Origin of the sequence: Stappia sediminis, from assembly GCF_009826895.1 — a bacterium.
GTDB lineage: Bacteria > Pseudomonadota > Alphaproteobacteria > Rhizobiales > Stappiaceae > Hongsoonwoonella > Hongsoonwoonella sediminis.
In genome coordinates, this window is the sequence record NZ_WUMV01000010.1 from 22,106 (window position 1) to 47,469 (window position 25,364).

The 25,364-nt window shown below is 60.1% G+C and carries 9 protein-coding genes and 1 pseudogene; 2 read left to right on the top strand and 8 right to left on the bottom strand.

Going from position 1 to position 25,364, the window contains the following annotated elements; all coding sequences use genetic code 11:
* Positions 1-182 precede the first annotated feature (182 nt).
* From GR183_RS20325 to parA, 5 genes are all read right to left on the bottom strand, one after another.
* Complete coding sequence (locus GR183_RS20325) at positions 183-1,508, bottom strand: porin (RefSeq protein WP_160777518.1); 1,326 nt, start codon at positions 1,506-1,508, stop codon at positions 183-185.
* Positions 1,509-1,919: 411 nt separating this feature from the next.
* Positions 1,920-3,992 carry a penicillin-binding protein 1C gene (pbpC, locus tag GR183_RS20330; protein ID WP_244313837.1) on the bottom strand — a complete coding sequence of 691 codons (2,073 nt, stop codon included), beginning with the start codon at positions 3,990-3,992 and terminating at the stop codon, positions 1,920-1,922.
* 58 nt (positions 3,993-4,050) lie between these two features.
* A complete protein-coding gene (locus tag GR183_RS20335) occupies positions 4,051-9,570 on the bottom strand; it encodes an alpha-2-macroglobulin family protein (protein ID WP_160777520.1) in 5,520 nt (1,839 codons plus the stop codon).
* 181 nt (positions 9,571-9,751) lie between these two features.
* Positions 9,752-12,805 carry a PAS domain S-box protein gene (locus GR183_RS20340; RefSeq protein ID WP_160777521.1) on the bottom strand — a complete coding sequence of 1,018 codons (3,054 nt, stop codon included), beginning with the start codon at positions 12,803-12,805 and terminating at the stop codon, positions 9,752-9,754.
* Between the two features lie 474 nt (positions 12,806-13,279).
* Positions 13,280-13,927: a ParA family partition ATPase gene (gene parA, locus GR183_RS20345; RefSeq protein WP_160777522.1), complete on the bottom strand. Its 648-nt coding sequence runs from the start codon at positions 13,925-13,927 to the stop codon at positions 13,280-13,282.
* A gap of 302 nt (positions 13,928-14,229) precedes the next feature.
* Between parA and ypfJ the strand changes: the two genes are divergently transcribed.
* Positions 14,230-15,078 carry a KPN_02809 family neutral zinc metallopeptidase gene (ypfJ, locus tag GR183_RS20350; protein ID WP_160777523.1) on the top strand — a complete coding sequence of 283 codons (849 nt, stop codon included), beginning with the start codon at positions 14,230-14,232 and terminating at the stop codon, positions 15,076-15,078.
* 96 nt (positions 15,079-15,174) lie between these two features.
* Here the strand turns inward: ypfJ and GR183_RS20355 are convergent, their stop codons facing one another.
* The 3 genes and pseudogenes from GR183_RS20355 to GR183_RS22370 form a co-directional block, all read right to left on the bottom strand.
* Positions 15,175-19,692, bottom strand: a complete 4,518-nt coding sequence (locus tag GR183_RS20355; RefSeq protein ID WP_260514039.1) for a peptidoglycan-binding protein — start codon at positions 19,690-19,692, stop codon at positions 15,175-15,177.
* 240 nt (positions 19,693-19,932) lie between these two features.
* Entirely contained in the window at positions 19,933-23,130 is a 3,198-nt protein-coding gene (locus tag GR183_RS20360) for a peptidoglycan-binding domain-containing protein (RefSeq protein ID WP_312846867.1), read from the bottom strand.
* 369 nt (positions 23,131-23,499) lie between these two features.
* A pseudogene (locus GR183_RS22370) lies at positions 23,500-23,802 on the bottom strand (hypothetical protein); the annotation flags it as partial.
* A gap of 264 nt (positions 23,803-24,066) precedes the next feature.
* Here GR183_RS22370 and ppk2 point away from each other — a divergent pair.
* Positions 24,067-24,987, top strand: a complete 921-nt coding sequence (ppk2, locus tag GR183_RS20365) for a polyphosphate kinase 2 (protein ID WP_160777526.1) — start codon at positions 24,067-24,069, stop codon at positions 24,985-24,987.
* Positions 24,988-25,364 lie beyond the last annotated feature (377 nt).

Below are 25,364 nucleotides of genomic sequence, written 5' to 3' on the forward strand. Positions count from 1 at the left end.
CTGACCTTTGAAACTGAACTAAATTTCCACTTGAAGTAAGTCCGATATTTATACAATTTTACTCTAGTAGAATTATATATTTCTGCTCAAATTACTTTAATGACGGACTGCAATTAAAAGTCGACAAAAGAAAAGCCCGGCGGTTTCCCGCCGGGCTTTCACCAAATCCTGAAAGGACCTGATTAGAACGTGCGCTGGACGCGGATGATCGCGGAGATCGCGTCCTTGTCGCCTGCACCCGAGCTGTAATCCTGGTTGGAGTACTCAAGCTCGGCACCGATATCGAGACCGGCGACCGGGTGCCAGACCAGGTTACCCTGAACGTTCCATTCGGAAAGATCCGGGATGAAGTACCCATGGTCGTAGTCGAGGTAGCTGGCCGACAGCGAGGTCGAGAACTCCGGCACCCAGTAGTGAGTGAAGCCGGCGCCGATCGCCCAAGCCTTGGTCTTCTTGAGATCGCCCGTGAACGGATTCACAACCGCATCGGCGTAGATACCGTTGCCGGCGGCCGCGTAGTTGGCAGCACCGTCCGAGTACGACCCCTGGAACGAGAAGCTGTCGCCCGGAGCAAGCATCGGCAGGTTGATGGTCACGCCAGCGCCGATCGCCCAGCCAAGCTCATCATCCACACCGAAGCCGACAATCGCGTTGTCGGTGTAGACCTGATGCAGGGCACCCATGATCTGGGCAGAACCCCAGCCCTGATCGACGCGAAGGTTCGCGACGAAGTCGGGCATGCGGTGACCGCCGTAACCATTGGTGACGTTGACCGGATAGGTCACGCCGCCAGTAGTCACGTAGGTGAGCGTGCTGGCCGGCCAGACCGCATTACCCGAGGTAGCAGGAGCAGTACCGCCACCAGTGGTAGCAACGGTCGCCAAGGACGGATAGAGGATGCCGGCACGACGGTCGGTTCCATCTTCCACGGACGCCGAAACCGAGAAGCCGTTGCCGAAGGCGAAGGTGTAACCGAAGAGGTTGACCGAGCCGTTATCGGCAAAGCCCTGGTTGAAGACCGAGCCCCAGGCATCACCCGTGTAGAAGTCGTAGAACGACGCTGCACGACCGGCCGTCAGGCCACCGAACTGGATGAACGCCTTGTCGATGGTGGTGCTGTCACCAGCCGGCGTGGCACCGGACGTGGTGTTGGTCCAGTACATTTCCAGGTAAGTGCGCAGCAGGCCATACTCGGTGTTGGTACGCGAGTCGAAACGGGCGTAGCCACGAGCACGGAAAGCAACACCAACATCAGAGTCCTGGTCCCAGGCGCTCAGGTCGTGGTTGCCGGAATCGCCGAAGTCGTTGAAACGAACTTCAGTACGGATACGGCCACCGATGCGCAGGCAGGTTTCGGTGCCCGGGATGTAGAAGAAGCCGGTGCCGAAAGCGTCGCAGATGCGAACGTAATCGACGGGCTCCGGAGCTACCGGAAGATCGGCAGCCTGAGCGCCAGTTGCAGCGAGAGCAGCTGCAGAAGCGCCGAGCAGAATGCTCTTAATTTTCATGTCCTGACCTCCAAATCAGTCAATCATGGAGCCTGGTGTGCGCTTGCACGAATGAGTTCCAGAACTCCGTCCCCGCGAATTTCCTCTGAACCCTACCGACCGGAGGTTGGACGTCCGTGGCAGGCAAATCAGATGCGGCATCGCTGCCGCTCGCAAGATCGACCATACGCAACGGGAGCTTCTGTTCAACTGCGGAATGGCCTTCGAAAGGCTCTCACGGCTCTTTCAAATCTTGGTGTTGCACCAAAGTCACGAAACGGGAGGTCAGATTTAAGAACCTGTTTAGAATTGGGGCTCTTTTCGGGTCCAACACCTGTTGAAAGGTTGCCACAAAGACCTTCCGCAGGGGGAATCACGACCGCGATTCCGACTCGTCCAACTTCATCCACAGGGCAGGGCGAATCCGATTCTTCACCTGAGATCGACGCTGACGCGGGCCGACCCGCCATGCGCGTCGACAACCGCGATGGTGGAACGCCCGGGCCCGTCCGGCATCCAGACAAGGGACTTTCCACGCCCCCCTTGCGAGACCGGACGGCCGTTCGCATACCATGCGAAGGGCGGCGTGCCGCGCCGAAGCTTGACGACAAGGGGGGCAGCGGCCCCGCCCTTCTCCATGCCAAGGTCCAGCAGCGCGCCTTCGGGAGGAAATGCGATTTCCGGCCCGTACCCGCGCTCTATCGTGCTTTTGCGCCCACCCACGCGCGCATACTTGAGCGGAGGCGGAAGCAATTGCGCATGCGCGGTCAATACGCCCGCGGGCTTTTTGGCAAGCGGGTAACGCTCCGGCCCGAGCCTTTGAAACGCTTCGGAGAGAATGGGCGCAGCCGTCCCGTATCCCGTAATCGCGGAAATGGGCGTGCCGTCCGCGCGCCCCGCCCAGACCGCGACAACGTGGCGGCCGTCAAAGCCGACCGCCCATGCATCACGATGGCCATAGGACGTACCGGTCTTGTAGGCGATTCCCTCTGCCGGCGCGTTTCGCGGCGCGGGCATTCCGCTGAGGATATCGCCGACATACCAGGCGGCCACCGCGTCAAGCACCCTTCGCCCCCCGGACGATCGAGGGTGTTCCGCGTCGCGTTCGAAGAGGTCGACCGCACGTCCTTCGTTGGCTATCGCGGCATAAAGTTCAGCAAGATCCCACAAGCTGACGCCAAGCCCGCCAAGGGCAAGCGCAAGCCCCGGCGCCTCTTCGCGCGCAAACTGCACGTGAACGCCGGCCAGACGCAGGCGGCTCAAGAGCACGGGCGAGCCAACCGCCTCAAGAAGCTTCACCGCCGGAATGTTGAGGGAATGCTGCAAGGCCTCGCGCACCGTGACGGTGCCCTGGAACGTCCGGTCGAAATTCGTCGGGCTGTATCCATTCACGGACGATGGGCGGTCTTCGACAAAACTTTCGGGATGAGCGATCCCCTCCTCGAAGGCGAGACCATATATGAGCGGCTTCAAGGTGGAGCCCGGCGAGCGGACCGCCTTGGCCATGTCCACATGCCCGCGGCGGCGTTCGTCCAGAAGCCCGGCCGAGCCGACGCGTGCCAGCACTTCGCCGCTCGTATGATCCGCGACGAGGATCGCCACCGAAGCATTCCGCCCAAGTCCGGCGGCACGGCGCTTCGCCAGATTTTCAAGCGACGCCTGCAGGCGGGCATCTATCGTCAGCCGCACGACCGCCGACGCCGGCTCATGCAGGATGGCTTCGCGCGCGGCATGGGCGGCAAGCAGCGGAACGTCGCGGCGGCGCGAGGGCACCGGATCACGCTTTGCGGCCGCTGCTTCCCCTGCCCCCAGCACGCCTGCCGCCACCATCCTGTCGATCACGCGATCGCGCGCGAACCTCGCCGCCTCGCGGTGCCTGTCGGGCCGGCGCGCTTCCGGAGATTGTGGCAAGGCAACGAGAAGTGCAGCTTCTGCCGCCGTCAGCCGGGCGGGCTCCTTGCCAAGCCATGCCAGACTTGCCGCGCGAACACCTTCTATATTGCCGCCGTAAGGCGCACGCAGAAGATAAAGTGACAGGATCTCGTCCTTGGTGAGCGTTCGTTCAAGCGCCAGCGCATCGACGATCTGCTCAAGCTTGGCGGTGAGCGTACGCGTCGGCTTCTCCTTTAGCAGGCGCGCGACCTGCATCGTCAGCGTCGACCCGCCCGAAACGATACCGCCATTGCGGGCAGCCTGTACCGCGGCACGGGCAAGCGCGCGGGCATCCACTCCGGCATGCGCATCGAACCGGCGATCCTCATAGGCCTTCAGCATGGCGAGATAGCGCGAATCGACGTCGCCAGGCGCGACTGGCAGGCGCCATTTATCGTCGCTCGTCTGAAAGGCGCGCAAAAGCACGCCGTTACGGTCCAGCACATTGCGGGAGACGGCAATCTCTCCGGCATCACCCAGAGGATCGGCTTTCCCGACCTGAGCCGCCAGCCAGGCACCGCAACCGAGCACCACGATCAAACAAAGACCGAGCCCGGCCACAGCCAGGGCCAAATAACGCCCCCAGCCCGCCCTTCGCGACGAATCCACAGCCCGGCCCTTTGCCATCGCCCTATCTCACCGGCCCGAGCACCTCGAAGGTGCCGCCGCCCGTGCGCGCGGCGAATTGCGGCTGATACATATCCTCCACCGTCGCCGGGGGATGGGCAAACACGCCTGGAGACGCCGCACGCGCCATATAGGCGAACGTATAGCTGTCGCCGTTCGCCCGCTGCTGGTCGAAGGCCACCACGAAACGATCGTCCCGGAATTCGGAATGCTCGACCTCGGAGAGCGGGTCCAGCCAGTCGAGAGCGCCGACATCACCGGCCCGAACGAGCCTCGGATTGTCGATGACGACACCGGCCGGCAGACGGTCGACAACGAGAAGGCGCCCGTTTTGAACCAACGTGCTTTCCACCTTCACGACGACGACAAGACGCGTGTTCTGCGCAACCGCATCACCTTCGATGCGATTTCCGTCGAGATTGTAGATCTCGCGGGAAATCGCGAACCCTTCGCCACCCGCAGGTTCGGGCACCTCAGGCTTTCCGGTCACCGAAATGACGATCTCGGTAGGCTCTGCGCCTGGATTTTCAACCTCGACCGAACGGCCTTCAAGCATCTCACCCGTAAAGCGCTCCATCAGCGGGGCGGAAGCCGCTCGACCATCGATGCGGAATTCCGCGTCGCGGGCGTTTTCGCGCAGCTCATGAGCGGCCATCAACAGCCAGGCCATCTCCTGCGTGGAAAAGCCGCGCGACTCGTTCTGGCGGTCGGCGACGAAGGATACGAGCCCGCGCCCATCGAGCGTATCGAGATCGGCTTCGGCGATATAAGAGAGAATGCCCGCGCCATCGCGCAAGGCCGTGCCGTAGTCGTTTCGGGCAAGGCTTGCCGGCTGCGCCTCAACCTCACTGACGGCGGCGCGCAAAGCGCGCTCCGCGCGCTGCGTCTCGCCGTAAAGCGCAAGGCCCGCTCCCACTTGCGCCTTTGCAAGCGGACTTGCGAAATCGCCAAGCTTCTCATCGGCGAAATAGCGAAGATCGCCGATAGACGCCCGGCCCGCGCGCGCGAGAACGTAAAGGCCATAAGCTATACCCTCACCTCCATCAGAAAAGTCCGAAGCGTAGGCAATCCGGTTTTCGATGTTGTCGAGCGCGCTTTCAATCGGCCTTTGAGGGATGGTGTAACCGCGCTCCCCCGCCCTCAAAAGGAAATCGGTGACATAAGCATCAAGCCAGATGTCGTTGCTGCCGAAGCTCGACCAGAGGCCGAAGGAGCCGCTCGAACCCTGGTTGGCGAGCACGCTGGAGATCGCGCCCTCCACACGCTCGCGGATGCCGCTTTCGGTCTCAAGGCCGGCGGAGACCGCCATTTCGTTCAGATAAACGAGCGGCAGCGCACGGCTCGTCACCTGTTCCGTGCAGCCATATGGATAACGCTCTAGCTGGTTCAACAAGCCTGGAATGTTGATGCGCGCCGTATTGCCTTCAGAAACGCTGACAAGCGCGGAGGCAGGCTTCAGCCCGGCAATCGTGGCTGCATCGAGCGTGACCTTGCCGGATGGCGCAAGGGAAACGAAAGAGCGGCGCGTAATATCCGGGCTATTGTCGCGAACGCCAAGCGACAGGCGCTTTTCGACATGAACGCCATCCGGCCCTTCGACAGCGATATTCAGCTCGCCGTCTCCCTCCTCGCCCGTTGCCTGCAAGGGCACGATGACGGTTTTGCGCTCACCTTTATCAAGCGCCAGCATACGCGATGCGCCGTCAGGCAAAACGAGGGGACCATTGACGCTCGCCCGGAATGTGTAGTCCGCCGCTTCCCCTTCCACGTTGTCGAGTTCGACAAGAAGGCGCGAACGATCGCCGGGCGCCAGAAAACGCGGGCTGCTTGCCGTCATCACCAGTGGGTCACGCACGATCACGTCCCGCTCGGCGCTTCCAACGCCAGATTTCGACCAGGCAACCGCCATCAGGCGGACTGTGCCGCTGAAATCCGGAATATCGAATGTGATCTGCGCCCGCCCGTTTCGATCGACCGCGACGACACCGGAGAAGAGAGCCATCGCCTCTTCCTGCGGCGGGGGAGCATCAAGCCTCAGACCCATGCCGTCGCCGCCCGACCGCACGCGGCCGCGTGTGCCTGCGGTGCGGTCTATGAGCTGGCCGTAGAGGTCCCGGATTTCAGTGCCGAGGCGGCGCTGGCCGAAATACCAAGCCTTCGGATCGGGCGTTTCATAGCCGGTCAGGTTCAAAATGCCGACATCGACGGCGGCAAGCGTGACGAAAGCCTGCTCTCCGGCTTTGAGATTCGCGATCTCAAGGCCCGCCTGCAGAGTCGAACGCGGGCGCATCTTCTCCGGCGCGTCGATCGAGACCGAAAGCGCCCTCTCCGCCGGATCGACACTCAGCCATTCCACGCCCAGCGCACGGGCCGGCATGCGCTTGGCCTCCAAATCCATCGGCCTGTAAAGCGAGGCGGTGACATAGGCCCCCGCACCCCAGTCGTTCGTAACTTCAAGCGGAACTTCCGCCCGATCTCCCGAAACCTCCACAACCTTGCTGGCGATCAGCCTGTCGGACATCACATTGACGACCGCCGTACCGTCAAAACGCGACCTCAGACGCAAGATCGCCGTATCGCCGACACGGTATTTCGCCTTGTCGAGGCCAATCTCCAGAACATCCGGCGTCTCCGAACTCGCCGAGGAGACATACCAACCGGCATTGAAGGTGACGCTGGTCGCCATCGGCGCGTCGCCTCCCGACGCGATCTCAAGGCGGTATTGTCCCCAGTCGACGGGAACGGATAGCCTTGCCGCCCCATCGGAAGCGACATCGAGCGTACCGTTCGCAACACGGCTCGTCGTGGTTATCGGCTCGAAGGACCAGCGCCCGTCCAGCCTGTACCACTGGTAGCGCCGGTCGAGCTTCAGGAGCGACCATTCCAGGCGATCTGCCGCAATCCGTCCGCCATCGCGCGAAACGGCGATGACGTCGAATTCCGCAGGCCCGCCCTCGTCGACACCGCCGTCGAACGCCGGCTTTATGCCGATGCGCGGACCGTCGGCGAGAAGGGGCAGTTCCAGCCGACGCTCCACGAAACGCCCGCCGGCCTCCACGAGCCTTGCGGCGATCGTGGCCTCATAGAGCGCGCTCGTACCTGCCAGATCTGGAAGCACAGGCGTGAACGAAAGATTGCCTGCCTGGTCCGTCGCCATGCCGTCCGCCAGGGGTTCGCGCGCGGAATAGACGTCTTCATCCTCAAGTCCGAATTGATAGCCGGCATATTTCGGCATTTTTCGTGTGGGGCTTACGATCGTCTCGCCCTCCAGCCGCTGGCCGGAGGCGGGAGCGCCATAAAGAAAATTCGCGGAAAGCGAGATTTCAGGCGGATTGCGCGGATCGATCGCGCCTGCCGACGTTTCAAGAGCGAAATCGACCCGCTCCGGCTGGTAGTCTTCGACGAGGAAACTTTCCTCGGCGAGCGCCTTGCCTTGCGGATCGGCGAAAATGCGCAGCGTCCAAGTGCCTTGCTGGATGGAAGGCGGGAGGGGAAGCGAATGCGCGCGCCCGCCAAGCCCTTCGTCATTCACCTGAACGCGGGCATGCTCCACCCCATCAGGGCGAAGGAAAACAAAGGTTAGCGGCAGATATCCCAGCGCATCGACCTTGTCATCCCGGGCGATTGCCGCTGCATGAACCGTTTCTCCAGGGCGATAGACACCGCGTTCCGTCCACGCGAAAATATCTATCGGCCCGGCGGCCGGTCGCCCCTCCACGCCCCGATCGCCGAGGTCGAAGGCAGGCCTGGTCAGATCGAGGAAGGCGTAATCGCCGCCATTCGTTTCTGCTACGAGAAGTGCCGGCGCCTGGCCACCCGTGCCACGCGTCAAGCCAGGCGCGAACCGGGCAATGCCCTTTTCGTCGCTCGTCGTTTCGCCCAGGATTTCGTTGTTTACGGCGACAAGGCGCACGCTTGCCTTTACGACCGCCTTCGCCGTGGCGAGCGAACGCACGGACGCGGTCAACCCATCGCTTCCCGAATAGGACGTGAGACCCAGATCGGAGACGATGAACCATTGGGTCGCCCATGGGCCCCATTGGTTCTTCACATCCGTTCCGGCGCGCGCCGTCATCGCATAGACGCCGGGCTTCGGCTCAATGCCGATATCGGCAAGGGGGATCGCCGTCGTGACGTCTTTATTGAGGTCGCGCTCCACCTCGACGACGCCTTTCCAGACGGCCTCGCCGTAGTCGCTCCTGATCTGGTCGGCCTGATACGAATTGAGCTGCGCCAGGAACTTGCGGTCACGAAGGGCGGAGGCGAGCGCACGGTCGCCGATGCGGTAAATCTCCGCCTCCACTTCCTGCGTATTGACCGAAACGACCGGGATCGTCGCGCCTTCGCCCGCTGGCAAGACGTAAGACCGACCGAGGAAACGCACCGAAGGCTCACGGTCGCGCACATAGACGGAAAGGTCGGCAGATTTTAGCAGTTTTTCACCCTCGGCGGAGGGCAAGCCTTCCCTCACCAGAATTCCATAGCGGCGGCCGTGCGCGACACCGTCTATGCAAACCTGCGCGCCTTCGCTTTCCACCGCGAACGGGCCTTCGCCAGTCACCTTGACGAAGGGCGTCATATCGCTGCCGCGTGGCAAGGTTTCTGAAAAGACAACGCAGATACGCGGGGTTGCCGCGTCGGAATCGACCTGATGATTGAGAATGCGGAAGCCGTGTTCGGCAACCATCCTGTCATAGCGCTCGCGAAGACCCGACCGGTCGTCGAGCGTTAGCGCCTGCCGCCAGGCCTTGATCACCGGCTTCCAGGCCTGGCGTTTGGAAAGGGCCGTGCCGATAAGATCGAGCGCAAGCGCACGCTCCGTATCCGAACGAGACCTTAAATAGGCATTGATCGCAGCCGACGAACCCAGTTCATTGACTTCGTTCTGTTCCTGCCAGTTTTGAGGATTCTGGGCGATCAATGACGCGGTAAAACCCGCCCAGAGATCGAACGCCGCGGGTTCCAGCGCCAATGCCTGACCGAATGTGCGCTGTGCGGCCTTATAGTCTTGTGCTGACATTGCCGCGCGTGCGGAGGCGCTCAAATCGGTAAGGGTCGCGTTCGCCGGCTCGTACTCGCGCGGCAAGCGCCGCGACAACCGTTTCGCCTCTTCGATGAACGGCTGCGGGACGAACGCGAGTTCCCCCTCTCTCTCGTCCAGCGACACTCCGGCAACATCCCTGATTTCCACGACGCGGCCCGCAATCGCGCCGTCGAAGGCACGCAAGTCGCCGATATCCGACTTCAGGAAGCACCAGCGCGCGCTCACATTATAGGTGAAAGCCCGGCACATATCGTTTGCAAGGCAGGCGGCCTTGCAGGCTTCCAGATCGATTTCCTTCAGCGTCTGGAAATCCGCGCCGAAATAATCCGCTCCCTCCACCGTTACGGTGCGCCGTTCGTCCGCCTGTGCGGGCGGAGCGGTGAAAAATGCAAATGTCGCAAATAAAACAGCCGCACCAGCTTTGATAATCTTTCGGAAGGCGCTGCCGGGCCTGGCTTCGATGACAGCAAGCTCATACATGGCGAACCTCCCGAGAATACGTAGACGCAGCTTCCACGCAGGGAGGATTTATAGCGAAATCGGACGGGCAAACCCTGCGTGAAGGAAATACGCAATCATGCCGCCTGCGCTACCGCAAGGACAAAACCACTTTTCCGTATAGCCGCTTGTGCGATCCGCCGGACGGCGCCCGAAGGCTGCGTCAATGCGCTGCGGCGACCCGTCGTCGCCTCGCCTTTTCGCTCGCGTCTTCATTTTGCGCGCGATGCCCCGACGCCTCACGGCATTCATCAACGGCCTGGCGAAGCGCTGCGACCGTGCGCTCGATCAGCAAGACCAGTTCGGGCACTTTTTCCAGCGCCTTGCGGTCTTCATCCAGCACCGCGCGATTGACGGTGTCGGACAGCGAGAAAAGGGCCGAGGCACCAAATGTGCCTGCAAGCGAACTCAAAACGTGACTTGCACGCTCGACGCAGTCCAGATCATCGCCAGCGTTCCTGAGATCTTCCGCTCGGGCCATCAGATCGCTTTCGCATTGCTCCAACACCCTGATACGTGCCGAATCCGAAAGATTGTCGATCACTCCTTGCAGGACGGAGGTATCGACAAGCGGCAGGGTCATCGGCCGTTCGCGCATTCGTGTGCGCGAGGTGGAAAGCGCTTGGGCGAGGTGGCGCCCGAGTTCGGCAGGATCGACGGGCTTTGTGAGGAAGTCGCTCATCCCGGCCTGAAGAACGCGGTCCCTTTCTTCTGCGAAAGCATGAGCCGTAAGAGCGATTATCGGAATTTTCGACGCATCGTCGCCACGAGCCCGGATCTCGGCGGTAGCCGAAACCCCGTCCAATACCGGCATGGAAACATCCATGAGAATGACATCGTAGCTTTCGCGATCCAAACGCTCGATCGCCTCCGCCCCATCACGCACGGCTTCGACCTCGCACCCCCAGCGCTTCAGAAGATCGACGGTGATCATGCGATTGGTATCATTGTCCTCCGCCAGAAGAACCCTTGCGCCTATCAGCGTCTGGGCCAGCGTTTCCGCTTCATCGCCGGCATCGTCCGCTTCCGTTTCCGGAGCGGGAGCAAGGTCGAGTTCGAAGGCGAAGCAACTGCCCCTGCCCTCTTCGCTGTCGAGCGAAATGCGCCCGCCCATCCCGTCAACGAGTTCCCTGCAGATGGTCAGACCGAGACCGACGCCGTCCCGCACATCCGTCGACGCCGTTTCGAGCGTAGTGAACTTCTGGAACACGCTGTCGCGCATGTCATGGGGAATTCCGGGGCCGGTATCCGAAACCTCGAACCGTATCCGCAAGCCGCTTTCACCCTCCGGCTTGCCTGTCACCCGAATTTCCACAACGCCGTCGGGCGTGAACTTAATGGCGTTACCCACGAGATTGATCAGCACCTGACGAATGCGCCCGACATCGCCCGCAAGACGCACGGGAAGCGCGCTTTCGATATGTACGGCGAGTTTCAACCCCTTGTTTTGCGCAGGAACCGCAAAGAGATCCCGCACGCCGAAGACAAGCGGGCGCAGGAAGAACGGTTTCTCCTGAAATTCCAGACGGTTCGCCTCAACCCGGGAAAGGTCCAGAATGTCGTTCAGGATATTGAGAAGCGCATCCGCCGAATTGGCCGCAGCACGAACGTATTGCTGCTGGACGGGCGTCAAAGGGCTTTCCTTCAACAAGTCGAGAATGCCGGTAACCGCGTTAAGCGGCGTACGGATTTCGTGGCTCATCATGGCCAGGAAATTCGCCTTTGCGAGATTGGCATCCTCTGCTCTTGCTTTCGCCTCCTTCAGCGCAAGCGTCTTCGCCCGCTCTTCCGTGACATCGCGCGCAAAGCCGATCAGCAGTTTCCCGTTCGGGCCGGTTGCGACGTTCATCGCAAGTTCGCAAAGGAATTCCGAGCCGTCCTTGCGCGCGGCCTTTGCGTGGACGCGTTGCCCCGGTTCTTCGCCGGGCTCCTTCTGAAGGATCGCCCGGAACCGGCGCAGGGCATCCTCGCGATGGCGTTCGGGCACAAGCACGTCCACGATCGAGCGGCCGACGATTTCCGCACGCCTGTATCCGGTAATGCGTTCGGCCGCCGGATTGAAATCGACGACGTTACAATCCTCGTCGAGGATCGCGATCGCGTCGAGCGCGCTCGTCACCATGGCTCGGGCCCGCGCCTCGCTGCGCTCCAGCGCTTCCTGGCGATGCTTGAGTTCCGTGATATCGATGCGGAAACCCACCGTCCGCCCATCCGGCGTGCGACGCTCGTAAACCCTGAGCCAGCGCCCATCATCAAGGTGCTGTTCTATGGGTTCGAGCGGCGGACGGCGATGCATTTCAAGCCGCCTTTCGATCCACCCTTCAGGATCGTCATTTGCATCGACATATTGTCCGCGCCTTACGCCTTCGCGGATTATTTCATCGAAACGCATGCCGGGCCGCATCAAGTCCGCGCTCGTAGCGTAAAGCTCGCGATACCTGTCATTGCAAACTATCAGCCGGTCGCTTTCGTCAAAAAGAACGAAGGCATCAGGCAGGAATTCGATCGCCTCGCGAAGCTGCCTTTCCACTTCGCGAAGCTTCGCTTCCGTCGCCTTGCGCTCGCTGATATCGCGCAGGAGGCCTGCAAAAAGCCGCCTGCCGCCGAACTTGTATTCAGTAAGCGAAATATCGAGAGGAAAATCCTCTCCGTCCTGGCGCCTGCCATCGGCCTTGAGGCTGATGGCAGACCCCGATACGGGAGGTTTTGCAGCCAGAACCTTGAGAAGATCGCGCTTGTCCGGCGGCACGAGGCTTGAGATATTGCCGCCGACAAGTTCGGCCGCGCTTTGCTTGAACATCTTTTCAATCGCCGGATTGACGAATTCGATCACCCCATCCTCATCGAACGTGACGAGCCCTTCGCCCATCCAGTCGAGGATTGCCTGAAGCCGCGCTTCCCGGTCTTCCGAACGCCGGCGCGGAATATCCGGATCACGCAGGAGGTCGAGTTGCGAACCTTGCGCCTGGCGCCTGTCCCGGCCACCCGCGAGAAGAATTGCGAAGTAGGAAAGTACAGCGGCGGGCACGGCATAGATCGCCACGCCGGCAAACAATGAAAGCACACCGGCGCGTGCCCCGCCCCGAGATATGTCGAAGCCGGGGTCGAGTGCTGCCCGCAGCAGCAAAACGAGGGCGCAATGGGCCAGTACCAGCAACAAGAAAAGCCCGACATGGCGCGCGATGGGTGGTCGTGTTGGCCCGTTTGGACTGGTCAATGCATGAACCTCGCGGCGGATGCCTTGGCCGCAAGTGTAGTTCGATGTGAAGCGGATGCGAAGCGAGAACCGTTTTTCGCGCAAATTTGCGAATTGCAAAGGTAAATTCCTTCGCAAAATGCAAAGATTGCTTGTTTGCGCATAAAACCGCAAACGAACCAATATCCGCATTAACTATCTATGATTGCTGGACTTTCTCCCCAAATTCATGGGTGAGAATTCGTTCGATCCGCCCGAAACTGAAATGGCACGGGATTTGATTGCCTTGCGATAGTCGCGGCGAAGAGGTCCTGCTGAATGGTCAGCTCAGCAAAAGGACCCGGCGCGATGCGTTCCGCGACGCCCCATTGACCAAAAATGTCGCGGAACAAACTATAAAGCGCTCGCCGGCCCGGGACCTCGCTTCCACCCCTTTACCTTAGGCCTCTGGCTCGGCGGGCGCTACTTTCACCCGCAATCGCGCTTCTGAAAGCCTCAGCCCGAGAGCAGCCGCGCCAGAATTTCCTCCGTAAGTGCCGAAGCCTCGGCGCTTGCCTTGCTGGAAGGTTCGGTCTCGATCGCCGTCTTGCCCTTGCCCATGCTCGACGCATAGGCGGTCCTGTTGCCAATCCTGGATTTCGCAAGCGGCAGGGAGCTTTCGTTGATCGCGTCCAGCATCTCCTGTGTGAGTGCGGCACGTGGCGGCACGCGATTGAAGACCAGAAGCGCCGGCGACCTTTCGCGATCGGCGATGTCGAGCGTGCGATCCGTAGCCCAGAGGTCGACCGGCGTCGGCTGGATCGGAACGAGCACGAGATCCGCAATCTCGATCGCCGGCTTTACGTCGGAATCCGTTTTTGGCGGCGTATCGACGATGACGATACCGTGGTCGCGCGCAAGATTGCGCGCCTCGCGCCGCACGCCCCAGCCGCTCGAAGTGCGAAAACTCAACCCCGTTTCGCTTTCGCCCAGCATTTCCTCGCGCATCTCGAACCAGGACCCGAGGCTTCCTTGCGGGTCCACATCGAGGATCGCAACCGGATAGTCCCCGCGCCGAGTGAGAGCGACGGCGAGATGGGCCGCAATCGTGGTTTTTCCTGAGCCGCCCTTTTGCTGGGCAATCGTGATGATTTTACCGGACATGCGCTTTGCCTCCAAACGCATTGTTGCACCGCAGCATTGCTTGCGCAAGTCATCCTTGTGACGAATTCATTGCCTTTTGAGATATCGACCGGGCAAACCGGAAAACATGAGAATTCGACTTATCGACTTCCGCAAAGCCTGTGCAAATCGTTTTGCCGGCTCGCGCCCCGGGCCCGCGGTACGCAGCGTCTGCGCAAGGCCTTGATTACAATCCCGCGTGAAATTTTGATGCAGACGCCTGTGGCCGCCCTAATATAGTTTCCGCCAGGTAATTTCCATGAATTGCGACGTGAGGCTCGGTCATGAGGTGGCGGGGACGGCGAGGCAGCGCGAATATTGAAGACAGGCGCGGACGGGCCCGCGGGGGAGCCGTCGCGGGTGGAGTCGGCGGGCTCGGGCTCGTGGCGCTCCTGCTGTTCGGCTATTTCTTCGGGATTGACGTCTCGCCCCTCGTAAACCAGCAACAGATCAATCCGGACGGCTCGACGCAGGTGACGGAGGCAGACCAGCAAGCCGCGGAGTTCGTCAGCGTAACGCTCGCCGACACCGAGGATATTTGGGCCGCGATATTCCGCGACGAATTGGGGCAGACCTACAATGAACCGACCCTTGTGCTCTTCAAGGGCGTTACACCTTCGCCTTGCGGAAATGCTTCGGGCGCCACGGGACCTTTCTACTGTCCGAACGATCGCAAGGTCTACCTGGATACCGATTTCTTCGTCACGCTCAGCCGCCAATTCGGCGCCAGGGGCGATTTCGCTGCCGCCTATGTCGTGGCGCATGAGGTTGCCCACCATGTCCAGGACGAACTCGGGATTCTGGCCAAGGCCAATCAGGTCCGCTCCCAGGTCAGCCAGGCGGACTCGAACGCGATTTCCGTTCGCATCGAACTGCAGGCCGATTGCTTCGCCGGCATCTGGGCCCGGCATGCCGCAGAAAGCTTCGGCACGCTTGAGGAAGGCGATGTTCTTGAGGCGATGAACGCGGCCAAGCAGATCGGCGACGACCAGCTTCAACGCAGCGCGGGGCGTATACCGAGCCCGCACACCTTCACGCACGGCACGAGCGAACAGCGCCAGCGCTGGTTCGCAACGGGCTATCAGTCGGGCGATTTGCGCAACTGCGACACTTTCGGCTCGGCACGCCTTTGAAAAAGCGGTGCTTTCGTTCGCGCCATTATGGTTTGCCAACGCTTTTCAACCAGACGCCTACAGGGATTGGCCCGACCAGGCTCCAGCTTGCCAGCCTCAGAGCTTCGGAAGCTCCGGAACGGGCGTATCGGTCATCCTTTCCCTGTATTTTTCAGCCAGTTTCTTGAGATCGATCAGGGCATAAGCAAATACCAGCCCATCGCCGTCCCAGTGGCTGCCGATACGTGCCAGCACCGTTGGGCCGCAATTGTCCCAAACGCTGGTGTCATACACATAGGAGGTTGAACCCGCCGAAGTCGCCCCGCCGACGACATCGATCCTCGGCGCCTGGACGCTCGAGAATTTGTCGTTCAAACGCTCTCCCGTTCCCTCCCCCTCCACGACCCGCAACGTGCGCGGTTTCCACGCCATGCGAACACGCGCGGAGCAGACACCTTGAGAGAATTGGTGACCATCGCTGGCCACGGTATTGACGTTTTTTCCTACCGCGCCCTTGTGGTTCGTCCAGACCCAGGAATCTGTGGTCGAACCCGACAAAGGCTCCCCGTATTTATCCTTCAGCAAGCCCAAGATCTGTTCCTGCGTCACGGCACCACGCACTCGGATGGTACGCGCCACACCGATAACGTCGCCGCCACCTTCCCCGTTGCTGAATAGCGAGAAATATTCATCGCCGTCATCTCTTACGAACGCCTTGAAATTGTTGAAAGGGGCGTTCATATCGTAGCTGTAGCCTTTCGCGAATTCCGGATCGAGAACCGCTACTTTGCCGACACTTATGGTCTCGCGGACAATTTTCTCCGCTTCCTCGAAACCCTGACCCAGCCGAACGCCGCTAATGTCGCTTTCGCCCGTAACCTTGCTTGCCGGCGGAACGGGTTTGGCAACCTTTTTCTCCGGTTTGGCGGCGTTGCTTGCCGTCGGCGGCGTCGCGGCGGCGACCTGGGCTTTCGGGTTGGCGGCAGGCTTGCCCCCTAACGTCTTTACGCTCCCGTCTTTCGCCAAAAGCCAAATGTTGTAGCCATCGAACAGGCTCTTCATGCGCGCCCCGCCCTGCACGTAGGTCGCGCAGGAACCGACCACCAGGTCAACGACTTGCGTTTTCAACGCGGCGCCGAGTTCCTTTTCCGGCAACTGGATGTTTCGCACGGCAACATTTCTCAAGGCGGCATCGAGGAAATTCGCGTCTGCCTTCTCCAGCCCCAAATTCGCGATCTTCATTGGTGACTTGACGAGTACGGACTGGTCCTGGCTCGAAATCAAAACGATTTCGCCCGGCCCGCATGCGCCGGCTGAGGAGGGCTGCCCCTTCGGGAGCGCGAGAACGGCGACCTGTTTCGCCTGCGCGGTATCATCCGGCTTCCTTTGGCTCGGAAGCTCGGAGAAAGTAGCGTCATAAGCCGCGCGCCCGATCACCATGTTGTCCCGATCCGGTATAAGGACGCTCGCCCCCACCGGTTCGACATCGAAGACCGGATATCCTTTTCCGCTATCCCACAGCACCTGCTTTCTGACGACACGCATTTCCACGTTTACGGAAATGCTCGGATTGCGCTGGCCTTGCGGGATTTCAGGCCTGATCTTGTAGCTCTCGGCGGGCGCCGGCAGGGATAGCCACAGGTCGGATCCCTCAAGCCCCGCCACGCCATCCAGATTCGCATAGACCCCCGTTAGCCTTTCCAACGGCACATTCGCCAGTTCAGAAACTTTTTCGAAGCTGCGCCTGCGCGAGGAGCCTGGCGGATAGAAGACGCCCGCGGTGAAGGATCGCTCGCCCTTCCCGCCGAAATACTGCGCCGAACCGTTAATCGTCTCCACGGTTACCGTTTTCGGCGGATTGGCAATTCGCGCCTTTTGCCACTGCCCGAAATTTTCGAGCAATTGCGCCGGAGGCGCATCGTAACCCCTGCCGATGTTGGCTACGAGGTCATCAGGGAAAAAGCGCTCCCAGGCATCATCCATGCCCTTGATCCGATCAGGATAGGCTTCCAAGGAAGCGCGAATGCGCGCAAGCCGCGGCAGCGAAAGGCCTTTGCTCTCACCGTCCTGCCCGAGGATCACGCCGAGCGTATCCGTGCCGAGCCAGGCAGAACCGCGCGGAACCGCGCTGACGGTGTCTAGCGACGGAACCGGCTCAATTCCAAGGCGCATCACGGGCGTTGTCAGATTGTCGAAGCGGTAGAGCGCGGCGTCTTCCGGCTCGATCACGAGCTCGAACTGGTTTGAGTTCCCACGTTTCTCGTCGGAACTGCGTAAACCGGTTATTTTGGCGTCAATCCCCATTATCGCCCCGGAGGTATCAAATCGGGCACCTCCGGCGCGAAGATTGTCACGAAACTGCCGTGCCTGAGCCTCCGGAATCGGGATTTCGAACTTCAATCGCTCTACAGGAACGGGAGCCGTAACGACGATCTTGGCGTTCGATCCCATTACAGCTTCGCCATACCCGCCGCGATCGAAAGCCACCGTCTTGCAAACGTTCGAACGGCTGGAGACGGGATAAACCTGCTTCTTGAAGTCGTACTCATCCAGCCCGAACGAACAAAGGATCTTGACCGAAATGGGCAGCTTCGGTGCTGTACGCGCCAGGATTTCCGGCACCTTCTCTCGTATGGAGGAAAGCACCGCCCGCCTGGCGAATTCATCAATCTTGTTCCGATACCAAAGAAGATCAGGTCGTCCGGCATTTCTCGAATCATATATGACGTTCGGGTCAATTCCGGCGCTTGAAAGAATGCTGGCCCTTGAAGGCTTGTCGGCCAACCAGATCGAGTCGAATGCCAATTCGCGCGTTTCGAGCAAAGCCGGATTCTGGTCGAAAACAATCCTCATCGCCGCCCTTCTCCAGGACGAAAGACGTTCATCCGAACCTTCGTCGAGCCGGTATACGTACCCCCCTCCTCCGGGGGTGACCATGACGGGTCTGCCATCCAAAAATGCGATACCCGCCAGTGCATTCGGGTCTACCGCCACGGGCTTTGTCACTGCATTGAAATCAAACAGCAGCTCTCTGGCGTCAGGATCCGCGTAGAGCTTCGAATGTGAGGCTTCAAGCAGCAGTTCGGCATTGCCTGAAGCTGCCTTTTTTTCCGGGATGTCCAGTGTCTTCTCGACAACGACGAACGCCTTCCGGTCGGCTGACGGCAGTCGGCTTAGAAAAAGCTCCGCTTCATCGCGCGGCAACGGGATCGCATCGGGAACGCCACCCTTCTGCTCCAGATCGAAGTTCGCCACCGGCCTGACCGTTCCGGACAGGTTCGCGGGGCGAATGATTCTTATCGGAAATTCGCCCTTGGCCGCGTCATATGGCTGAACTTCAGCCTCGTGCACATGCAGCATCTTGATCGGCATTTCAGGAGCGAGGCCAGCCAGTCTCGGTCCGATATCCGCAACGAACGCCTTGTAGGCCTCTTCGCGTTCGAATTCGTTTTGTCCGCGCCAGCCATCGAACGGAACGTTACGGCTGCAACTCCGGTTACAGCCTTGCACATAGGTGGCAAGGAGATCGCCCGTCAGGAAACGGTTCGCATATTCATAGGCGACATACTGGTCGGACAGTATGCCCGGCCAGTTTTTGACGATCACCAGGTCCAGAAGCATTGCGAGATCGAGATGCGGCTTGATCATGTCGCGGCGCCCGACCCGCGTATCGCCGCCTTTTTGCGCGCCATAAACGATCGGGTATCCTGTGACCAGCCGCTCACCCGATTTGACGGGTGCGATTTGGCGAAAGCCAGGCGGCATGTTCACGGGCGTTGGCACAAACGCCTGATACCGGGCCTGCCCGGACGTGGCAGCCGTCGCCTGGCCCGCTCCGGCGGTTCCGCCATCGCTAACCTTGATGCCGGAAACGGCCCCGCGAAACGCGGTTTGCGCCGCGACGGTATTTTTGAGAATGCAAACCCTTGCCCGAAGGTTGAAGGTGAAGGCGGAGCACCTCGCATCGGCCGCGCACAGGTTCTTGCAATTCACGGCCGATATGCCGCGCAAGGATGGATCGGAGACGCCCGATCTATAGTCGCCGGCCGGCAGGTCGACGTTGTTCAGGACGATAAACGGCGCTTGGGTATTTGCAGGTCCAGCCGGCCGCTGCGGCGATGATGCGCCGCCCGCCTGATTGCCTGTCAGACGCTGGTCCGATCGGGCGTAGAGAATGTCGATCTGTTCGGCGGTCAGCCGCCCGGTAGCGCGAACGCCGATAGAACGTTGGAACCGGATAATCGCCCTGCGCGTTCTGGACCCGAATACGCCATCGGCCTGTCCGGCATCGAACCCGAGTATGTTCAAACGGTGCTGGATTTGCCGCCGGTCCTGCCTCCGATTCGCGGGCCGCCACTGAACCTTTTGCAGGTTTCGAAAATTTCCCGCCAAATCCGCGTCGAATCTGGCGGCGAAAATATGCTCAGGAATTCGATTTTCAGCCGATGCCTTGTCACGAAAGCGATCCGGATTTTGCCATCGCCGCGCGAGCACCACCCCCGCGGGGTCAGCCCCCCGATCTTCGCTTGAAATTCCCCCGGCTTCATTTCCCGCGCTTGCGGATTGCTTGGCACCCGCGATCGTCAAGGCAACGAAACAAAGAACGGAAAAAAACGACAGTCGTACGCAACGCATCGCCTCGCTCCGACGTACTTCAAATTCGCGCGTAATTTAGTTTATATTTCTTGTATTTTTTGGGAATTTTCTTTTAATGTCCATTTATCCTGGGTTGATAAGCCAAAAATTACCCGCATAAAATTAATTAACTCTAGGCAATTATTCAGTCGGGATACACAGATCGCACGCGCCTGCAAATTGGGAAAATCATACCGATGGTCGCAACCAGCCATGTGCCTGAGGTTTTCGAGTAGCCTCTCATAAGCCCTGTACCGCGATCCTTACGCGATAGGCCTCGTCCTGAACCGAGCGCATCAACTGTCCGACCACCATTTCCACCGGCTTGTCGCGCATCGGGAAAATGTAGTGCGTCTGTGCGTCGACGATGTCCTTGAGCGAGAAGACAATATTGGCGCCTCTCAGCACCTCGACACGCACGAGGCGGTTGGCATTCGAAGAAATCCGGTAGCAGGTCACGTCTTCGGGCGGCGCCACACCGGAGACCTCGACCATATCGTTCATCGCGGTCAGCCGGATCGGGATACAGCCTTTGTCGTCCTGCAAGGTGCTCGCATCATCGCTCGCTGGCGCTTTATCCCGCTGGTGTCGCGGGGAAAACGAACCCGTGCCTTGACCCGCGGCGCCCGCATTCTCGATGACGTAAAAGTCTTTCCTGTGCTCGGCCGCCTTCTCGTCGCTGGGGTAGATGTATACCTCGGTATCACCGACGACGTACCTTTCTCCTTCAAGCGATTTTTCGTAACTCACGCTCATTCCGTCAGGCACCTGGAGGATCACGCGGTCATTCGGCAGGCCGACATTGAAGACACTTATTTGCCGCGTCATGCCGGGCGGAATGTTCCTGAATGCATTCGGGCTCAGGACCACGGTGTCCGTTTCAATGTCGTGCGGCCCCACAATCACCGAGAATGAGATTTCCCTGAACGAACAGATGATGAGCGTATCCTCGCCGGGGCCCAGATTGACGCTCGTCGTCTCCAGCGGATCGAAAACGTAGACGACATCATTCCCGCCGCCGGTGCTGAAACCTTGCAGACCCGGCGTGTCGTCGATCAGGGCACGGTCGTCACCTTCGCTGTAATGAACGGTCTTTGTGCCATAGCTGACGATTTCCCTGCGCTCGCTGAAATTCCGATCCACCGAAAGATCGGGGCAAGTCTTTTCCGTCGGTGCCACGACGCCGGCGGGAGCACCGGAAGCAAAAGATCGCTCGAGAGGCTCGGCCGTCTCGGTGATGATCACCTCGCGACCGAATGGCTCCCTTCGCGTCGTATCGGCTCCATAAAGGGTGACGACGACATTTCCGACCCGGATTTCGACGCTGGTGCCCGTGGCATCGCGAATGTTCGTCACGCTTTTTCCGGGTGGAAGCCGCATCAACACCCGGTCGTTCTCGGGCATGAAGCCGAAAATACGAATATAGCGCTGAATTCCGTCAGGAACTCCGAGGAATACATCCGGCCCGAGGATTACGCCATCGGCATCAAGATCCGGTTGCAGGTTGTTCGCACCAAGGCTGACGTTGAACGTCAGGGCATCGATGGTGCACAGCATGATCTTGTCGTTTCCCGGCCCTGCGGTAACGGATGTATCGGGGCGCGGATCGTAGAAGATCAGCGTGTCGTCACCCTCCCGCCCGTCCAGAGAGGCTATGCCTGCGCGCCCGAAGAAGATCAAATCGTTGTCGCCCGTATCTAGCGGCGGGTTCGTGCTGCCATCGGATGCGTTCACGCTCGCCATGCTTTGCGCCGCCTCATCAGGAGGCGAGCAAACGAGACCGCTCAGCTCCGGCGGCGGAGCGAAGCCGCTTGGAGCGACAGGCGTCTGCCGCGTGCGCTCGATTATGAAGATATCCGGGTTTTCCTTGAGCTCGCGTCGCCATCCCGCCATTGCCACATCGACCGTCAGCGAGCCCACCTTGGCGCGCGTGCCGCCCTGGTCGATATCGGCCTCCACACCTTCGGGCAGGCGCAGGATGATCCGGTCGTTCGGCTTCGCGATCCCGCCAACGACTATCGACCGCTTCACGCCGTCTAGGAGTCGGGCAGCTTCCACGACGACGAGATCCGGCTCCGCATCGATGGTATCTTGCTGCACATCCACGAGGAACAGGGGGTCGTCCATCCCGCAGATGAATATCCGGTCGCTGCCTTGCCCGGTGTGGAGGTTTTGCGATGTGTATGTATAAACAATATCATCGCCGCCGCCCGTATCGTGAATAGTGACGCCTTGCTTGCGGTCGATCCGGATGGCATTTCCCTGCGGGCTGTAAAATGCATGCATCAGTTCCATGCCGACAGGTTCCGCAGGCCTCATCGCGTCCGCGTCCTGGCAGCCTTGCGTCTCGTCGTAGTTTGAAAGCGGTGGGCCTGCGATGATCGGATCGACCGCCTCAGGCGCGCCCACCCGTTCGATGACGAACGCGTCCCTCGTCACCGCAAAAACCGAATCGGCGCGCGCGACATTGAACGAAACCGGCCCCGCCCTCGCAATGACCGAGCTGTTGGGCATAAACGTGAAATCTACGCCCGGCGGTAGTTTCAGCCTAATTCTGTCGCTCGAATTCGTGAACGAAAGTATCCGGATCTGTCGGTCGAACCCGTCGGGCACACCTGTAAAAACAGCCGGTTCGAATACGATTTCATCCAGCGAATTATCCCCGCCAAGACTTTCCTCGGAACTCAGGTTGACCTGTAGGGACAATGTCGACATCGAACAGACGAATATCCTGTCGGCGCCTGCACCGGCGACGATGCCCACATTGGTATCCGAGTCCGATATGTAGATCCGGTCGTCGCCGTCGCCTGCATCCACGCCCCTGACGCCCGGCGCGTCATCCACGCGGATTGCATCCGCACCGTCCGAGAAGAAAATGTAGTTGGCCAGGGTCCTTACGGGGCTTGACCATGGCCCTTGCGAAACCGACGCGGCACAAGCCGATTGCTCTCGCACCTGGTCTGGCACTCCGCCCGCTGCCGCCGGAGGTGCCGCGATCCCTGCCTCTTCTGTCCCGGCTGCCGGCGCGCGGGCAATCGGGCCCGTTATTTCAGCCAGCGGCTTCCCCCGACCCATTTGCACGAGAGCCGGTGCCTCCGCACCCTCCAGGGACACCACGAGCTCGCCCGTCACCTCACCTGTGCTTTCAAGGCCGTTGTCCCGCTGATAACCGCGGATCGCGCCCCGCGTCCGTCGCCCCATCCTGCCATCGACAGCGCCTGCGCCGTATCCCCGCTCGTTCAATAGCCGCTGCACATAGGCCAATTGCGAAGTTTCGCTTGTCTTCCAGGCCGGAATATATTCGCTGCCGTCATATGCCTGCCGAAGGCCGTTGACGAGAATGTCCCGCCAACCGTTCGTCACCGTATTCAGCGCGGCCATGTCGAAGGCTATGTGGTTTCCTATGCGGCTCGCCGCCTCGCCGGTCAAATCGAGCACCCAGGCCGCACACCCGAGAGATCCGCAATCGTAAGGGCTCTCTATCAGGACGAACGCTTCGGACACGCCATCCAGATTGAGATCGGCGAAAGCGATGTCGAATTTTCTGTCGGGGTGGGGCTCAAGGCCGGACGCATCATCTTGTCTGCGGATGAAGTCTGCCACCTTTGTGCGCAGAGCCGCCTCGCTGGGCACCGGCTGGGCCTGCGCCGGGCTATCGGAGGGCTTTTGATCACCCTCACCCGCGCGAGCTACATTCTGCTCGGCATCTGCTTTCGTGCCCGATATGGCGCCATCGAGAGTTACTCGCTCACCGACGCCTTCCTTCAGATGGCAGATCCCGTCAGCGGTCAGGTGCGTGAAGGCAGCGCATCGCTGATCTGCGGCGCAAAGGTTCTTGCAATCGACGGCCGATATTCCGCTCAAAGCGGAATCATCTTCACCGGAGCGATAGCTGCGGGAAAGCAGGTCCGCATTGTTGAAGATGAAGAACGGAACTTCCTGGACAGCAGCATTTTCGGCTTGAGCGCCCTGCCCGGCCTGCGCGAGCCGAACGGGGGGGCGGTCTCCCTCCGCATGCACCCTGCCACTTGACCCGGCAAGCAAGGAGGCACTCGCCAGGAATGAGAAAATCAAAGGCGTGACAAGGAACGGTCCGGGTACGCAACGCATCGCCCATCCCCGCAAGATTTTCCTCTAAGGATTACTATCATCCTCGGAATATTGTTTTCGAAATTACATTTCAATGTCCAGACCGTTTCTCCTGAAACAGGCGCAGGATTTTTGATTTTTCGGCGCGTAATTTCGGATTCAATTTGTTGAAGAAGCCTTATAGGCCGGGTTTCCGATATACGACCGCTTCAAAGCTATCGTCACAATCAAATGCAAAATATTGCAATATTGATCGCGATGATCGAATTGTCGGAGAAACCTGCCATGAGAGAGAGTTCGAAGAATTTTGCCCCGGCAGATTGGCTGGAAGCCGAACTTGCGGACACCCTGGACGAAGACTACGAGCTCGAGCTTGGCGAGGCCGGTCTTTCGCTGGAGATCAAGAAAATCTATCAGCGTGTACATGGGGAATCGCTTCCAAGAGGCGATTACTTCCGCGCGCTTTTGCGGCTGCAGGCCGAGCTGATCAAATTGCAAGACTGGGTCGTGCACCACAAGAAGCGGGTCGTGGTGCTGTTCGAAGGCAGGGATGCCGCCGGCAAAGGCGGTGTCATCAAACGCATCACGCAAAGGCTCAACCCCCGCGTGGTGCGCGTGGTCGCCTTGCCTGCCCCATCGGACAGGGAAAAAACGCAGTGGTATTTTCAGCGGTATGTGCCGCACCTGCCTGCGGGCGGCGAAATCGTGCTATTCGACCGGTCCTGGTACAACCGTGCCGGAGTGGAGCGTGTGATGGGCTTCGCCAATGAGGAGCAGGTGGAACAATTTTTCAAGGACGTTCCTGAATTCGAACGCATGCTCGCGCGCGATGGCATTCAGCTCGTGAAATACTGGTTCTCCATCACAGACGAAGAACAGCAGTTGCGCTTCATGATGCGCATTCACGACCCGCTCAAGCAGTGGAAACTTTCCCCGATGGATCTGCAGTCCCGCGTACGCTGGGAAGATTATACCAAGGCCAAGGAGGAGATGCTGGAGCGCACGAATATTCCGGAAGCGCCGTGGTACATCGTGGAAGGAAACGACAAGAAGCGCGCCAGGCTGAACTGCATCGACCACCTTCTTTCGCTGTTTCCTTACGCTGATATTCCCAGCGAGGAAATCGAGCTGCCCGAGCGGATATTCAATCCGGATTACGAACGCGCGGTGTTACCGCCGGAACTTTACGTGCCCCAGAAATATTGAGCCAGAAGGCCCGGGCCTGAAGGGTGAACTTGTCGACACCGGAGGTCCGCTGTTGCGAGTGCCCCGACGAACGGCACGGGGATTGGAATTGCCTCTTCCCGCGCACGGCGGCGGACGGCCAGGCCGGCTGAATGCCCGTTATCGCATCGTTGTTCCATCTCAATTTTTCTGGTATACATGATATACTTGACAAGATACATAAACGGGCAATCCCGGTTCGAAAAGCCTCCTCCGAAGGCGTCAAATGCTGCGAGCTCGCGAAATCCCCCGCTTGCAGAGCCTGAATGTCATCGAGAAGTGACAGCATGGAAAACGGCGATCAAAACGCGAGTTCCAGACCGACGGCCCGACCGCGAAAACCGCGCGCGCCGAATGCA